This is a genomic window from Nonomuraea sp. LP-02, from assembly GCF_036289125.1.
Lineage (GTDB): Bacteria > Actinomycetota > Actinomycetes > Streptosporangiales > Streptosporangiaceae > Nonomuraea > Nonomuraea bangladeshensis.
Genome location: NZ_JAXCLK010000001.1, coordinates 4589687 through 4604623 on the forward strand (window position 1 = coordinate 4589687; position 14937 = coordinate 4604623).

Below are 14937 nucleotides of genomic sequence, written 5' to 3' on the forward strand. Positions count from 1 at the left end.
CAGACATTGCAACCACAAGTGTTATCTTCTCGATAATGACCACTAATTTGGTGCTACGGTCGAGCCCTGTTGCGCGTCAGGCGCAAGAGCCGCCGGCAGCAGAAAGCCGCCCGGTCCCCCCTGGCTCCATCTGAAGGGAGTCCCTGACATGAGGCTTGGCCGTCCCGCCAGGGCCGCCATCATCGGATTCGCTTTGACCCTCGCCGCCGCCTGCAGCTCAGGCGGCGGCACGACCGCCAGTGCACCACCGGCCGCAGCCAGTGGCGGCCTGGAGAAGACCAAGATCAAGGTCGCCACCCTGCCGGCCATCGACAGCGCCGCCCTCTACGTCGCCATCGACCAGGGGCTCTTCGAGAAGGAGGGCCTGGAGGTCACCCCGCAGGTGGTCCAGGCCGCGCCCGAGGCCATCCCCATGATGCTCAACGGCGAGATCGACGCGATGTTCGGCAACTACGTGTCGATGTTCCAGGCCCAGGACAAGGGCACGCTCAAGCTGCGCATCCTGGCCGAGGGCTCACGCGCGGCCCCCGACTCGCTCAGCATCATGGTGCTGCCCACCTCGCCCATCAAGACGGCCAAGGACCTCGAAGGCAAGACGATCAACGTCAACGTCCTGCACAACTTCCAGGAGCTGGCCCTGACGCAGGTGCTCAAGGCCAACAACGTGGACCCTGCCTCCATCAAGTACGTGCAGGTGACGTTCCAGAACATCATGCCCTCGTGGAAGGGCGGCCAGATCGACGCCGCCTACCTCGGCGAGCCGATGGTCACCGCGGCCACCTCCACCATGGGGGCCCGCAAGATCCTCGACCCGGCCTCCGGCCCCGCCGCCGAGTTCCCGATCTCCGGCTACGTCAGCACCCAGGAGTGGTACGACAAGAACCCGCGCGTCGCGGCGGCCTTCCAACGGGCCATCCACAACGCGGCCAAGCTCATGGAGAACAACCGCGAGGTGGTCTCCAAGGTGCTGCCGACCTTCACCCAGATCGACGCGGCCACCGCGGCCACCGTCACCTTCCCCTACTTCTCCAGCAGCGACAACCCGGTGCGGCTGCAACGGGTGGCCGACTGGATGCTGGAGGCCCGCTGGCTGACCAAGGCGATCGAGGTCAAGACGCTCATGTCGCCGACCACGTCCGGGTGAGCGTGACCGCCACCGCCCTGGCCCCCGGCCGTCCGGCCCGCGCCACCGTACGGTGGTCGCGGCGGGCGGCCGGGGCCCTCGCATTCGCCGCCCTGATCGAGCTGGTCAGCCGCACCGGCCTGACCGACCGCGAGTTCCTGCCGCCCGCGACGGAGATCGCCGCGCGAATGGGGGCGCTCGCGCTCGATCCCGCCTTCCGGGCGCACGCCCTGACCAGCCTGCTCGCCTGGGCCGTGGGGCTCGGGCTCGCGGCGGTCGCCGCGGTGCCGCTCGGGCTGCTGCTCGGCAGCGTCCCCGTCGTGGACGCCGCCACCCGCTCGGTCGTGGAGTTCCTGCGGCCGATCCCGTCGGTCGCGCTGATCCCGCTGGTGGCCCTGGTCATCGGCACCGGCCTGCAACTGCGGATCTCGCTGGTGGTCTACGCCTCGCTGTGGCCGATCCTCTACAACACGATGTACGGCCTCCGGGGCGTGGACCCGCTGGCCAAGGAGTCGCTCAGGTCGTACGGCTTCGGCCCGCTGTCGGTGCTGCTGCGCGTCTCGCTGCCCTCCTCGGCGCCGTTCATCACGACCGGCGTCCGGCTGGCCGCGGGGATCGCGCTGATCCTGACCGTCAGCACCGAGATCGTGGCCGGCCGGGGCGAGGGCATGGGCGTGTTCATCTACTTCGCCGGCATCGCGGTGCCCGCCCGCATGACCGACATCCTGGCCGGGGTGTGCTGGGTCGGGCTGTTCGGCGTGGCGGTGAACGCCCTGCTGGTCGCCTTCGAGCGGCGCGCGTTCCGCTGGCACCACGCCCGGTTGGGGGAGCAGACGTGAAAGCGACGGCCGAGGTCACAGCGAAGGCCACGGCGCCCGCGCGGATCGCCCGGCGGCCCCGCGCCGCGGCCCGCCGGAGAGTCGTGCGGACGGCGGCGTTCCGCTGGCTCGTGCTCGCCGTGCTGGTGCTGCTGTGGGAGGCGGCGACCAGGGTGGCGGGCAGCGCGTTCTTCCCCACGCCCAGCACCATCGTGACGCGGATGCAGGCGATGTGGTTCTCGGGGCCGCCGCAGCGGCTGTTCCTGAGCGACGTCGCCGTCCAGAACATCCTGCCCAGCCTGGGCAGGATGGCCGCGGGGTTCGCCGGGGGCGCGCTGGCCGGGGTCGTGCTCGGGCTGGCGGTGGGGCTGTCGGCCCGCGTCTACGACTACCTCGACGGGGTGCTGCAGTTCCTGCGGGCCGTGCCGCCGCCCGCGCTGGTCACGGTGTTCCTGGTGGTGTTCGGGTTCGGGCTGCGCATGCAGCTCGCGTTCATCATGTTCAGCATAGTGTGGCCGGTGCTGCTCAACACCGCCGACGGCGCGCGCGCCGTGGAGCCGCTGCACCTGCAGACCTGCCAGGTGTTCCGGCTGTCGCGGGCCGAGCGGCTGTGGCGGGTGGTGCTGCCGTCGGCGTTGCCCAAGATGTTCGCCGGGCTGCGGCTCGCGCTGTCGCTCTCGCTCATCGTCATGGTCTTCTCCGAGCTGCTGCCGGGCACCACCAACGGGATCGGGTTCCAGCTCACGGAGGCGTACTCGATGTTCGACCTGCCCGCGATGTGGGCCGCGATCGTGCTGCTCGGGGTGCTCGGCTACCTGCTGAACGAGCTGTTCCTCGTCGTGGAGCGGCGCGTGCTCGGCTGGCACCGCGCGGCGCAGGAACCCGTCGGTTAGGGTGCGGGCCGTGAGGACCATGGTCGTGGGCGGCGGCGTCGGAGGACTCGCCGCCGCGCTGAGCCTGGCCGCGGCCGGGCTGGAGTGCGTGGTCGTGGAGGCCGCGCGGACGATCAGGCCGCTCGGCGTCGGCATCAACCTGCAGCCGCACGCCGTACGCGAGCTGACCGAGCTGGGGCTGGCCGGCCGCCTGGCGGCGCTCGGCGTCGAGACCAGCTCCATGACCTTCGCCGACCGGCACGGCAACGTCATCCTGGCGCTGCCGCGCGGCCGCGCGGCCGGCTACCGGTGGCCCCAGTACAGCATCCACCGCGGTGAGCTGCAGCTCGCGCTGCTCGCCGCGGTCGAGGAGCGCGGCGTCCCCGTGCGCACGGGGGTGCGCTTCGAGGACTGCGCGCAGGACGGCGACGGCGTGCTCGTCACGCTGCGCCGGGCGGACGGGCAGGTGCTGCGCGAGCGGGTGGACGTGCTCGTCGGCGCCGACGGCGTGCAGTCGGCGGTGCGGGCCCGGCTGCACCCGGCCGGCGACCCGCTGCTGTGGGCGGGCATCAGGATGTGGCGTGGCGTCGCCGAGGCCGACCCCATCCTCGACGGCGCGACGGTGCTGGTCGGCGGCTCCAACACGGCCGGCAAGTTCGTCACCTACCACATCTCGGCGGCCAACCCGCGGCTGGTCAACTGGGTGGCCGAGGTGAAGGTGGCCGAGCCGGGCCAGGTCGCCGCCGCCGACTGGAGCCGGGAGGGCCGCCTGTCCGATGTGGCGCCGCACTTCGCGCACTGGACCTATCGCCCCGCAGACATCCGGGCCCTGCTCGCCGCCACCGGCCGCATCCTCGAATACCCGATGGTCGACAGGGAGCCGCTGCCGCGCTGGGGCGAGGGACGGGTGACGCTGCTCGGTGACGCCGCCCACCCGATGTACCCGATCGGCTCGAACGGCGGCTCCCAGGCCGTGCTCGACGCCCGGGTGCTGGCGCGGTGCCTGGCCTCGTACGACGATCCGGCCGAGGCGCTGAGCGCGTACGAGAACGAGCGTCTTCCGCCCACCTCGGCCCTGGTGCGCGCGCACCGGGCGCTGCCCGTCGAGGAGACGATCGCCCTGGTGACCGAGCGGGCGCCCGACGGCTTCCGCGACGTCGCGGACGTGCTGACGGAGGCCGAGCTGGCCGCCATGGCGGCGGCGCAGCGGGCCATCTCGGACGCCGACGTGCGGGCGCTCAACGAGCGGGAGTCGTGGAGCGTACGTGCGCCATGACAGTGCGGGTCTCCCCGAGTAAGATCGCGCCCGGAAGAGGTTTACCTGACCGACTCCTCCAGCTTTGCCCGCTCCGCTAGAGTCGAGTTCCGACCCTTCCGGAGTCGCGGTCCTCCTCCGCGGTCTCGCCCCCCTAGGAAGCACATTGCTCGAGATAGACAATCTCTCCCATGTGTACGGCGCCGGCACCCCCAACGAGCACCGCGCCATCGAAGGTCTCAACCTGAGCGTCGCCGAGGGCGAGCTGCTGTGCATCGTGGGGCCGTCGGGCTGCGGGAAGTCCACGCTGCTGCGCTCGATCGCCGGGCTCATCAGCCCGACCGGCGGCCAGGTCAAGGTCGAGGGCAAGCTCGTGCGCCAGACCCCCGACAACCTCGCCGTGGTGTTCCAGGACTACAGCCGCTCGCTGTTCCCCTGGATGTCGGTCGCCGACAACGTCGCGCTGCCGCTGCGCCGCAGGGGCATGGACAAGAAGGCCCGCCGTGAGGCCGCCATGGAGGCGCTGGAGTCGGTCGGCCTGTCCACGGCCGAGCGCAAATACCCCTTCCAGCTCTCCGGCGGCATGCAGCAGCGGGTCGCGATCGCGCGGGCGCTCGCCTACCGGCCGACGCTGATGCTGATGGACGAGCCGTTCGGCTCGGTGGACGCGCAGACCAGGGAAGACCTTGAGGACCTGGTGCTCAAGGTGCGCGGCCACCACCAGATGACGATCGTGCTCATCACGCACGACATCGACGAGAGCGTCTACGTCGGCGACCGCGTGGTGGTGCTGTCCAAGGCGCCGGCGCACGTCGTGGGCGACCTCAAGGTCGACCTGCCCGGGCCGCGTGACCAGATCACCACCCGCGAGCACAGCGACTTCGTGCACCTGCGGGCCGAGGTGGGCCGCCTGGTCCGGGGACACGCCGCGGTCGTCTGATGGATCGGCAGCTCATCAGCGCCATCGCGCACACCGACCACCCGATCGCCGCGCCCGTCTCCGACGCCGCGCTCGACCGCCTGCTGCGGCGCGCGGCGCTGCCCGAGGGCGCGCGCGTCCTCGACCTCGGCTGCGGGCCCGGCGCGTGGGCGCTCCGCGCTCTTGAGCTGGTGCCGTCGGCCGTCGCCGACGGCGTGGACCTCTCCCCGCACGCCGTGTCGGCCGCCGAGCGCGAAGCCGCGGCCCGCGGCCTGGCCGGCCGGTTCACGGCGCGGCTCGCCGACATCAGCGCCTTTCCCGCCGGTGAGCCGTACGACCTGGTGCTCGCCGTCGGCTCCACGCACGCCTTCGGCGGGCTGAAGGGCACGATGGAGGCGCTCGCCAGGTTCGTCCGCCCCGGCGGGCTGGCGCTGGTGGGCGAGGGGTTCTGGGAGCGTACGCCGACGCCGGAGCTGGTCGCGGAGATCGGCCCCTTCCCCGACCTCGCGGGCACGGTCGCGGCGGCCGAGTCCGGCGGCTGGCTCACCGTCCACGCCCACGTCAGCGACCGGGCCGAATGGGACGACTACGAGTTCTCCTGGACCGGCAGCCTCGCCCGCTGGGCCGCCGAGCACCCCGGCCCCGACGGCGACGAGGCGCTGCGGGCCGCGCGCGAGCACCGCGACATCTGGCTCAACGGCTACCGCGACCTGCTCGGCTTCGTCACCCTCCTGCTGCGCCGCTCCTGACCGCCTCTCGTTCCTCCTCGCGCAGCCGCTCGCAGGCCGTGCGGATGATGGCGACGGCCTCGTCGATCCGGTCGCGGTGGGTGCGGTGGCTCACGACGCACACCCGGATCATGTACGTGCCGCCGATCGTGGTGCTGGACAGCAGCACCCGCCCGGCGGCGTTGATCCGGCGCAGCAGGCGGGCGTTGAAGGCGTCGGCGTCACCGTGCTCGGGGACCCAGCGGAAGGCCACGGTGGTGAGCCGCGGCTCCCACGGCACCTCGAACCCCGACTCCACCAGGGCGTCGTGCACCACGCGGGCCAGGTCCAGCTTCTCGTCGAGCGCCTCGCGGAAGGCGGCGAGGCCGTGCAGCTTGACCGGCAGCCACAGCCGCAGGCCGCGGAAGCCGCGGGTGAGCTCCGGCGAGTACTCGGTGAAGTTCGGGATCTCCTCCTCCGCGGCGAGGTCCTGAAGGTAGTCGGCGCCCAGGTGGTGCGCCGCGCGCAGCCGCGCCCCGTCGCGGACCAGCAGCGCCCCGGTGCCGTACGGCAGGAACATCGCCTTGTGCGGATCGAGCGTGATCGAGTCGGCCCGCTCGATGCCGCTCATGAGGGCCCGCCCGCGCGCCGTGAGCTGGAACGGCCCGCCGTAGGCGGCGTCCACGTGGAACCAGAGCCCCTCGGCCCGCGCGATGCCGGCCAGCTCCTCCAGGGGGTCCGTCGCGCCGGTGTTCGTCGTCCCCGCGCTGCCGATCACGAGGAACGGGCGCAGGCCCGCCGCCCGGTCCGCCGCGATCAGGCCGGTCAGCGCGGCCGGGTCCATCGCGAGTGACGGCAGCGTGGGCACGGTGCGGAGGTTCGCCCGGGGGAAGCCGGCCAGCAGGGCGGCCTTGGCGGAGGAGGCGTGCGTCTGGTCGGTGACGTAGAGGACGCCGTCGAGGAAGCGCTCGCCGAGCAGCGCCGTACGCGCGGTGACGATCGCCGAGAAGTTGGCCATCGAGCCGCCGGAGGTCAGGATGCCGCGCGCCTCGTCCGGGTGGCCGAACAGGTCGCACAGCCAGCGGACGACGGTCGCCTCGATCTGGGCGCAGGCGGGCGCGAGGTCCCAGACCGTCACGTACTTGTTGAGCGCGGCGGCCAGGAAGTCGGCCAGGGCGGCGGCGTACAGCCCGCCGCCCGGCACGTACGCCAGGTAGCCCGGCCCCGCGCTCGCCCCGCCCTGCCGGGCCGCCGCGGCCACCGTCCGCAGCAGGGCGGACAGAGGGCTGCCGTGCTCGGGGGCCGGCTCCCGCAGGCCGGCGAGCAGGCCGGCGTCGCTCGTGGCGAGGGCGGGCAGGTCCGGCAGGTCGCGCAGGAACTCCTCGATCAGGGCCAGCGCGGCCTCGCCCATCTCACGGGTCTGGGCGGGGCCGGGTTCGAGAGGATATGGGGTCGCGTGCATGCCCGCATCCTGTCACCCGGACGGGCGCCGCCCGGGGATCCACACCCGGCGGCGCCCGTGACGCCGGGCTATACCGGCTCGTGCATGTGGCGGGTCAGGGCGTGCTCCACGAGGGTGATCAGCGTCGCCTTGACCGACTCGCGCTGCCGGGCGTCCAGCCGCATGATCGGGGTGTGGCTGCTGATCGACAGCGCCTCGCGGATCTCCTCCTCCTGGTGGGCGAAGTGCCCGTCCCAGCCGTTGATGCCGACGACGAACGGCAGCTTCGCCTCTTCGAAGTAGTCGATCGCGGGGAAGCTGTCGGCCAGGCGGCGGGTGTCGACCAGCACGATCGCGCCGATAGCGCCTTTCACCAGGTCGTCCCACATGAACCAGAACCGGTGCTGGCCCGGCGTGCCGAACAGATAGAGGATCAGGTCACGGTCCAGCGAGACGCGGCCGAAGTCCATCGCCACGGTCGTGGTCGTCTTGTTCGGCGTCAGCGAGACGTCGTCCACGTGGGCGGACGCGTCCGTCATGACGGCTTCCGTGGTGAGGGGGAGGATCTCCGAGACCGCACCCACGAACGTCGTCTTGCCAACGCCGAAGCCCCCGGCCACGACGATCTTCGTCGAGGTCAGGCCGGGGCTAGAGCCTTCGAAGTCCACTGAGCACCCTTTCGAGCAAGTTGAGGTCCGGCTTTCCCGCCTCCAGCGCAGGCTGGTGCACGCGGATCAGGCCCTCCGACGCCATGTCGGCGATCAGCACCCGGACCACTCCAAGGGGCTGGCGTAAAAGGGCGGAGATCTCAGCAACCGACCGAACGTTACGAGTCAGTTGGATGATCGCCTGATACTCCGGACTTAGTAGGGAAATGTCTTGGTATTCCGACGTCACGGAGGACACCAACGCCTCCATGGCGAACTTCATCCGTGGCGCAGTGCGCCCGCCGGTCACGGCGTACGGCCGTACCAACGAGCTCTTGCGCGACTGTGGCGCCGCCGGATGCGGCGGAGTGCTATCACCAGCCCAACCCTGACCTGTCACCATGATCTCCTGTCGACGCCCCCAGGCTAGCGGGGACGGGCCGCCTGCAGTTCAGCGCGTACGGCCGGCGTCAGCACCTGCCCGGCCCGCTCGACCAGCAGGGTCATCTGGTAAGCCACCAGACCCATGTCACAGTCGGGGGCGGCCAGAACCGCCAAGCAGGACCCATCACTGATGGACATGATCATCAAGAGCCCGCGCTGCATCTCGATGACGGTCTGGCTCACCATACCGCCCTCGAAGACCCGGGCCGCGCCCTGAGTCAGGCTGATCACGCCGGAGGCGACGGCCGCGAGCTGGTCGGCCCGGTCCTTCGGAAAACCCTCCGAGTACGCGAGCGGCAGACCGTCCGACGAGACCACGACCGTGTGCGCCACTCCGGGCACGTTGTTCACGAAGTCAGTGATCAGCCAGCTGATGCCGCGCGCTCCCTGGCTCATCTCTCTCATTTGTCCTCCTCATTCTCTCCGCGGGTGAACGCTCGGCCCTGCCGGACACCCTGCTGGAAGCTGGAGAGCCGGCTGCGCAACCGCTCGGGCGAGATCTGTGGCGGCGGAGACGTCGGCTGGGGCTCGGCGAGGCTGGCCGTGCCGGGCACCAGGTTCGCCTTGGGCACGCGGCGCGGCAGACCGGAGCTCGTGGTGCCGGCCTGCTGCGGCTGCGCGGCGGCCTGTGCGGCCTGGAAACCGGCGTCCGCCGGCGAGGACCAGCTCGCGCCGGCTCCCGACGCGCCCGGCCGCCGCTGCGGCAGCCCCGACGACCTGGACGCGCTCGCGGCCGGCGGCGTGGCTGCCGGCGGGGCCGGTGGCGGCGCGGTGGCGTCGGCGGGGATGGCCGGGTGCACGGCGGTCACCTCGGGCTCCTCCTCCACCGGTTCGAGTCGCTGCCTGAGCTGCTCGGGCTCCGGCCGGCGGAACCAGTCGGAGCCGACCGAGGAGAAGATGGGCAGGAACTCCTCGCTCTGCTCCTCCAGCGGCGAGTTGCGCACGACCGGCAGCGGGCCGGTCATGTCCTGGGAGGTGTAGTTGCCGGCGCTGAAGGCCCCGAGACCGGAGTGCCCGTTCTGCTCGTAACGGTCGGCGGGCTTGGGGTCCTCGTCGAAGGGCGAGACGTAGTCGGGGCCGAAGGACTGCCGCGGCCGGTCGACCGACTCGAACAGACCCCTGCGCGGCAGCGGGTCGGCGAAGGAGGACCAGCGGGACGCATCGTCCGGCTGCTCCTTGGGCGGCTCGGTCGCGAAGGACGGCCAGCGCGGCTCGTCGCTCTGCGCGGGCGGCGGCGGCTGCTCGGCGAAGGACGGCCAGCGGTTCTCGGCGAACGGCTGCTGCGGCTGCTGCGGCGCGGGAGCGGGCGGCTCCTCGGCGAACGACGGCCAGCGGGCGGCCTCGTCGGAGTACCAGCGCTGCTCCTCCTGCCGCGCGGGAGCGGGCGGCTCCCCGGCGAAGGACGGCCAGCGCTGCTCGTCCACTCCCGGGCCGCCCGGCGACGCCGCCGGCGGCTGGTCGAAGCCGGCGCGGTCGAACGGGCCCGGCCGGTCGCCGCCGAAGGCGGCCGGCTGCTGCTCGCCGAAGCGGGGCTGGCCGAAGGGCGGCTGGTCGAAGGAGGGCTGGTCGGAGGAGGGCTGGTCGAACGACGGCTGCTCGCCGAAGGACGGCCAGCTCGTGCCGGTGCTGCCCGGCGCGGGCAGCGAGCCCGGCCACTCGGTGTCGAGCACCTGGTTGGCGGTGGACTGCGCGCCGTTGGCCGAGGGCTGGTTGAACATGCTCGGGTCGAACGAGGTGAACGCCTCGTACTGGCCGCCCTGCTGCGGCACCCCGGCGCCGCCGCTGATGAGCATGTCGGGCATCATCACCAGCGCGCTCAGGCCGCCGTTCTCGCGCTGGCTGAGCTGGACCCGGATGCCGTGGCGCAGGGCCAGGCGGCCGACCACGAACAGGCCCATGCGGCGCGACACCGACACGTCCACGACCGGCGGGTTGGCCAGGCGCCAGTTGGCCTCGCCCAGCTCGTCCTGGCTCATGCCGATGCCCTGGTCGTTGATGGTGACCAGGACGCCGCCCTCGGCGGGGGTGCTGGTCACGGTGACCTTGCTCTCGCGCGGGGAGAACGAGATGGCGTTCTCGATCAGCTCGGCGAGCAGGTGGACGGCGTCGGTGACGGCCGGGCCGACGATCAGCGTGCTGGACGCGATCGAGATCTGGACCCGCTCGTAGTTCTCGACCTCCGACAGCGAGGCGCGGGCGATGTCGACCAGCGGCACCGGCTCGCTCCACTTGCGCGCGGCCTCCTGGCCGGCGAGGACCAGGAGGTTCTCGCTGTTGCGCCGCATGCGGGTGGCCAGGTGGTCGAGGCGGAACAGGTTGGCCAGTCGCTGCTCGTCCTCCTCGCCCTGCTCCAGACCTTCGATGAGCTGGAGCTGCCGTTCGACCAGCGTCTGGCTGCGGCGGGAGAGGTTGACGAACATGGAGTTGACGTTGGCGCGCAGCTTGGCCTCGTCGCCGGCCAGCCGGATCGCCTCGCGGTGGACCTCGTCGAAGGCCCGCGCCACTTCCCCGATCTCGTCGCGGGTGTTGATGCCGATGGAGGGGACCTCCGGCACCTGCGCGCCATCGCCGGACTCGCGCAGCACGCGGACGGTCTCGGGCAGCCGGGTGGTGGCCACCTGCAGCGCCTCGGCGCGGAGCCGGCGCAGCGGGCGGACCAGCGAACCGGCCACGCGGGTGGTGATGACGAGGACCAGGAGCAGCAGCACGAGGATCATCGCGCCGGAGATGATGGCGTTGCGCTGCTCGCTGTCGCTCAGCTCACGGGTGCGGCTCACGATCTTCGTGGCCAGGCTGTCCTCGACCTTGCGCATGGCGTTGGAGGTCAGCGTGGTGCTGTCGTACCAGACCGTGAGGTCGCGGGCGGTGGTGACGTCGAGGTCGCCGAGCCTGTTGTACTCGCGCATCTGGGCGAGCGCGCGCTGGCGCATGGAGTCGGCGCGGTCGATCTGCTGGCCCCTGAGGCCCTGGTGGTAGGCCTTGAGCTCCTCGGCGGACGCCTCGGCCTCGAACGAGGCCAGGGCGGCCTGCTGCTTGTCCCAGGAGCCCAGGAACTCGGTGAGGGCCTCGCCGTCCAGCTTCCGCTCGGCCAGCGCGACGATCAGCATGATCTGCTGGCGCGAGACCTCCTCCTTCATCGACTGCAGCGAGCCGAGCGCCGAGATGTCCCGCTGGAGGCGGTCGTCGTTGACGCCGTCGGCCAGACCCGCCTGGATCGACGAGAAGATGCCGATCATGGTGGTGTAGGTGCGGATGGACGCCTGCGGCGGAACGTTCCCGACCATCGAGTCCCGGAGGCTGTCGAGACCGTCGAGCCAGCGGGACATCTCAGCCACGCCCTCACGGACGCGGCTGGTGTGGGAGTCGTCGATGGCCTTGGCGGCGGTTTCCACCTGCGCCTTGACCTTGTCCGTGGCCTGGCGCTGGTTCTTCAGCTGCAGCGTGCGGCCGGCCCGGTTGCCCGTGGCGACGGCCCACGCGGTGAGCGTGCGCTCCTTGGCGAGCTCGTGGTTGAGCGCGCCGACCTTCTGGACCAGCTCCGCGACCTGGGTCAGCCGCCGGTACTCGGCGCTGGTCCCGATGGCGTCGGCAAGCTGGATGCCGGCGAGGAGCACGCCCACGACCGTGGGGATGAGGATCAGAGCGACCAGCCTGGAGCGCACACGCCAGTTAGCCAGCCGGAACCTGCCGCCTGTGTACTCCCCCGACTTCGTATGCCTGGGGTTTTCCGTCCTCACTGACTCTCGCAACCTCTCGCCGGTACGTGCTCGAAAGAAATCAGACACGCGTGTGGCGCATGGGATTCCGTCCGGCTGGGTAATTGGAACACAGTCCGTACCAGATCGGCCAACCCGACATATCCCATCAAACACGCCCAAAGCTTCGCTTTAGGGTGCATTTCGCCGTACACGTTTTCAAGCGGGCCGGAACGAATCCCGCTCAGCGGGTGCCGCGTGCTTCACCATCAGATGACGCGTCACCGAATACTCCAGGACCGCCTCCTGGCTCATGTCCTTGCCGAACCCGCTGCCCTTCACCCCACCGTGCGGCGCCTCACTGGCGATGGGAAGGTGGTCGTTCACCCAGGTCACACCCACGTCGAGACGGTGCGCCACGCGCATCGCCCGCGAGACGTCGCGCGACCACACCGACGAGGCGAGCCCGTAGCGGGTGTCGTTGGCCAGCCGGACCGCCTCGTCCTCGCCGTCGAACGGCAACGCCACGAGAACCGGCCCGAAAAGCTCGCCCTGGACCATCTCGCTGTCCTGTGCGACATCGGTCACAAGGGTGGGCGGGTAGTAGAAGCCCGGCCCCTCGGGCAGGGCGCCGCCGTGCCGCACCCGGCCGCCAGAACGCTCCACGAACCCGTGCACGCGCTCCCGGTGCGCCGCGGAGATCAGCGGGCCGATGTCCGTGGCGGGGTCCCAGGGGTCGCCGTAGGTGATGTTGGCAAGAGTTGCCCGAAGCGCCTCCACGGCGTCGTCGTAGATCTCGCGGGCGAGGTAGACCCGGGTGGCCGCGGTGCAGTCCTGCCCGGTGTTGTACGTCGCCCCCATCGCCACGCCGTGGGCCATCTCCGCCAGGTCGGCGTCCGCGAAGACCAGCGCCGGCGCCTTGCCGCCGAGCTCCAGGTGCACCCGCTTGAGCGTGGCCGCCGCGCCGGTCATCACCGCCCGGCCGGTCTCCGTGGAGCCGGTGACGCTGACCATGTCCACACCAGGATCGGTGACCAGCGCCTGGCCGACCTCGGCGCCGCCGGTCACCGCCTGGACGAGCCCCTCGGGAGCGCCCGCCTTGGCGAACAGCTCGGCCAGGCGCAGCGTCGTACGCGGCGTCTGCGGCGCCGGCTTGATCACCACGGCGTTGCCCGCGGCCACGGCGGGCCCGACCTTCCACACGGCCATGATGAACGGGAAGTTCCATGGCGAGATCGACCCCACCACCCCGACGGGGCGGCGCAGCATGACCGAGGTGTAGCCGGAGCTGAACACCCCGGCGCCCGAGCCGTCCAGCGAGCGGGCGGCCCCGGCGAAGAAGCGCAGGTTGTCCACCGCGAACGGCAGCTCGCCGTCACGGAAGACCGCCGCCGGCTTGCCGGTCTCCTCCACTTCGAGCCTCGTCAGCTCCTCGGCGTCGGCCTCCACGAGGTCGGCCAGCCGCAGCAGCAGCCGGGCGCGCTCGGCCGGGGTCGTCTCGGACCACTCAGCGTAGGCGGCACGGGCGGCCGTCACGGCCGACGCCACGCCCTCCACCGGCGTGTCGGCTATTTCGGCACACGGGAGCCCGGTGGCGGGGTTGATCAGTTCACGCATGGAAGGTCTTGTCCTTACTGGCCGAGCTGCTCGATCAGGTCCGCGGCCTTGCGCAGGCCGTCGCGACGCCGGATCTCCTCGCCCTCGGCGGCGAGCCGCTCGCGCAGCTCGGTGTCGCCGAGCAGCCGGGCGATCGCCCCCGTGAGTTCGTCGTCCTCGAAGGTGTAGGTCGAGAGCCTGACACCGTAGCCCAGCTCGGAGACTCGCTGGGCGTTGTCGTACTGGTCCCAGAACAGCGGCAGCACGATCATCGGCCTGCCGAAGTGCAGGGCCTCTGTGGTCGTGTTGTTGCCGCCGTGCGTGATGACCAGATCGCACTGAGGCACGATCTTAGTCTGCGGCAGGAACTCCGCGCCCCACATGTTGTCGGCGAGCTTGATCTCCTCGTGCAGCGGGCCCTTGGAGACGATGTACTGGTGCGGGGTGGTGCCCAGCACGTCGATCACCCGCTGCATCAGGCCGACGTCGGCCGAGCCGAGCGAGCCGAGCGAGAAGTAGATCAGCGCGGTGTCCGGGCGGCGCTCGAAGGGCAGCGTGAAGTCCTCGTCGGTCTCGCGGACCGAGGAGTCGAGTCGGTGCCACGACGGGCCCAGCGGGCGGCGGTCCACGTAGTCGAGGATCTCCGGGTACACGTAGAGGTTGAGGTCGCCCTCGTGGATGAAGTCGAGGTCGGGCAGCGGGTCCGTGCCCTGCTCGACGCACCACTCGTTGTAGGCGCTCCACAGCTCGCGGTGGGTGCGGTCGTACTCGGCGCGGAAGTCGTCCCACTCGCTGCGGTCGTCGGCGGGCAGGCCGGAGAAGACCGGCGGGACGTCGGCGCCGCGCACCTCGAGCGGCTGGCAGGAGACGATCCTGACGAACTTCTTGCCCGCCGTCAGGAGCGCCGGGAAGGTGATCACGTTGTCCTCGATGATCACGTCCGGGTTCACTCGCTCTATGATGGCCTTCAGCTGCGGCTCGCAGTACTTCGCGCCGTCGATGAGCTCGCCCCAGATCGGCCTGGTGACCGTGTCGAGCTGCTCCTTGGTGCTCTTGCGGTACTCCGGGGCCGTGTCGCGGATGAAGTCCTTCCAGAACTGGCCGGCGTCCTGCTCCTCGGGGTTCTCGGGCGGCGGGGCCAGGTCGACCAGGTCCTCCTCGAAGCCCAGGGCCTCCAGCTTGCCCTTCCAGGACGACTCGGCGGCGAAGACGACACGGTGGCCGCGGCGGCGCAGGATGTCGCCGATCCCGATGGAGTTGTTGGTCGGGCCGTACGCGCTTTCCGGCATGAACAGGAACGTGAGTGACATCGGAACTCCGAGAGAGGGATTCGAAGAGTTGAAGGCTAATTCAAAAACGTGGCTGGCGTGATGGTCAAGTAACGGGCACTATGGTCACGGCTAACTGAACGGAAGCCCAA

The 14937-nt window shown here is 71.1% G+C and carries 13 protein-coding genes; 6 read left to right on the plus strand and 7 right to left on the minus strand.

What is annotated here, in order from left to right:
• The first annotated feature begins 148 nt into the window (after positions 1 to 148).
• The 6 genes from SMD20_RS21260 to SMD20_RS21285 all read left to right on the plus strand — a co-directional run bounded on the left by SMD20_RS21260 (position 149) and on the right by SMD20_RS21285 (position 5736).
• A complete protein-coding gene (locus SMD20_RS21260; protein ID WP_329583833.1) occupies positions 149 to 1144 on the plus strand; it encodes an ABC transporter substrate-binding protein in 996 nt (331 codons plus the stop codon).
• Positions 1141 to 1962 carry an ABC transporter permease gene (locus tag SMD20_RS21265; protein ID WP_329583834.1) on the plus strand — a complete coding sequence of 274 codons (822 nt, stop codon included), beginning with the start codon at positions 1141 to 1143 and terminating at the stop codon, positions 1960 to 1962. The genes SMD20_RS21260 and SMD20_RS21265 overlap by 4 nt, the downstream gene beginning before the upstream one ends.
• Positions 1959 to 2834: an ABC transporter permease gene (locus SMD20_RS21270; protein ID WP_329583836.1), complete on the plus strand. Its 876-nt coding sequence runs from the start codon at positions 1959 to 1961 to the stop codon at positions 2832 to 2834. Before SMD20_RS21265 ends, SMD20_RS21270 begins: the two co-directional genes overlap by 4 nt.
• 19 nt (positions 2835 to 2853) lie before the next feature.
• Entirely contained in the window at positions 2854 to 4089 is a 1236-nt protein-coding gene (locus SMD20_RS21275; RefSeq protein ID WP_329592631.1) for an FAD-dependent monooxygenase, read from the plus strand.
• Positions 4090 to 4234: 145 nt separating this feature from the next.
• Positions 4235 to 5008, plus strand: coding sequence for an ABC transporter ATP-binding protein (locus SMD20_RS21280; RefSeq protein WP_329583837.1), 774 nt, complete (start codon positions 4235 to 4237; stop codon positions 5006 to 5008).
• A complete protein-coding gene (locus SMD20_RS21285) occupies positions 5008 to 5736 on the plus strand; it encodes an SAM-dependent methyltransferase (RefSeq protein ID WP_329583839.1) in 729 nt (242 codons plus the stop codon). The genes SMD20_RS21280 and SMD20_RS21285 overlap by 1 nt, the downstream gene beginning before the upstream one ends.
• Here SMD20_RS21285 and SMD20_RS21290 read toward each other — a convergent pair.
• The 7 genes from SMD20_RS21290 to SMD20_RS21320 form a co-directional block, all read right to left on the minus strand.
• Complete coding sequence (locus SMD20_RS21290) at positions 5711 to 7156, minus strand: pyridoxal phosphate-dependent decarboxylase family protein (RefSeq protein ID WP_329583841.1); 1446 nt, start codon at positions 7154 to 7156, stop codon at positions 5711 to 5713. The genes SMD20_RS21285 and SMD20_RS21290 overlap by 26 nt on opposite strands.
• Before the next feature lie 68 nt (positions 7157 to 7224).
• Positions 7225 to 7803, minus strand: a complete 579-nt coding sequence (locus SMD20_RS21295; RefSeq protein ID WP_329583843.1) for a GTP-binding protein — start codon at positions 7801 to 7803, stop codon at positions 7225 to 7227.
• The gene (locus SMD20_RS21300; protein ID WP_084685891.1) at positions 7784 to 8185 is read right to left on the minus strand and encodes a DUF742 domain-containing protein; all 402 of its coding nucleotides are present in this window, start codon (positions 8183 to 8185) and stop codon (positions 7784 to 7786) included. Before SMD20_RS21300 ends, SMD20_RS21295 begins: the two co-directional genes overlap by 20 nt.
• Before the next feature lie 23 nt (positions 8186 to 8208).
• Positions 8209 to 8631, minus strand: coding sequence for a roadblock/LC7 domain-containing protein (locus tag SMD20_RS21305; RefSeq protein ID WP_442942492.1), 423 nt, complete (start codon positions 8629 to 8631; stop codon positions 8209 to 8211).
• Positions 8628 to 11888, minus strand: coding sequence for a sensor histidine kinase (locus tag SMD20_RS21310; RefSeq protein ID WP_329583845.1), 3261 nt, complete (start codon positions 11886 to 11888; stop codon positions 8628 to 8630). Before SMD20_RS21310 ends, SMD20_RS21305 begins: the two co-directional genes overlap by 4 nt.
• Positions 11889 to 12140: 252 nt before the next feature.
• Positions 12141 to 13538, minus strand: a complete 1398-nt coding sequence (locus SMD20_RS21315) for an aminobutyraldehyde dehydrogenase (RefSeq protein ID WP_329583847.1) — start codon at positions 13536 to 13538, stop codon at positions 12141 to 12143.
• Positions 13539 to 13552: 14 nt separating this feature from the next.
• Positions 13553 to 14827: a glycosyltransferase gene (locus SMD20_RS21320; protein WP_329583849.1), complete on the minus strand. Its 1275-nt coding sequence runs from the start codon at positions 14825 to 14827 to the stop codon at positions 13553 to 13555.
• Positions 14828 to 14937: the final 110 nt, after the last annotated feature.

What these genes read in the sequence shown, in the direction of transcription:
- SMD20_RS21305 (WP_442942492.1), bottom strand. Translation starts at nt 8,631, where the DNA reads ATGAGAGAGATGAGCCAGGGAGCGCGCGGCATCAGCTGGCTGATCACT.
- SMD20_RS21285 (WP_329583839.1), top strand. Translation starts at nt 5,008, where the DNA reads ATGGATCGGCAGCTCATCAGCGCCATCGCGCACACCGACCACCCGATC.
- SMD20_RS21275 (WP_329592631.1), top strand. Translation starts at nt 2,854, where the DNA reads ATGGTCGTGGGCGGCGGCGTCGGAGGACTCGCCGCCGCGCTGAGCCTG.
- SMD20_RS21315 (WP_329583847.1), bottom strand. Translation starts at nt 13,538, where the DNA reads ATGCGTGAACTGATCAACCCCGCCACCGGGCTCCCGTGTGCCGAAATA.
- SMD20_RS21300 (WP_084685891.1), bottom strand. Translation starts at nt 8,185, where the DNA reads ATGGTGACAGGTCAGGGTTGGGCTGGTGATAGCACTCCGCCGCATCCG.
- SMD20_RS21290 (WP_329583841.1), bottom strand. Translation starts at nt 7,156, where the DNA reads ATGCACGCGACCCCATATCCTCTCGAACCCGGCCCCGCCCAGACCCGT.
- SMD20_RS21260 (WP_329583833.1), top strand. Translation starts at nt 149, where the DNA reads ATGAGGCTTGGCCGTCCCGCCAGGGCCGCCATCATCGGATTCGCTTTG.
- SMD20_RS21320 (WP_329583849.1), bottom strand. Translation starts at nt 14,827, where the DNA reads ATGTCACTCACGTTCCTGTTCATGCCGGAAAGCGCGTACGGCCCGACC.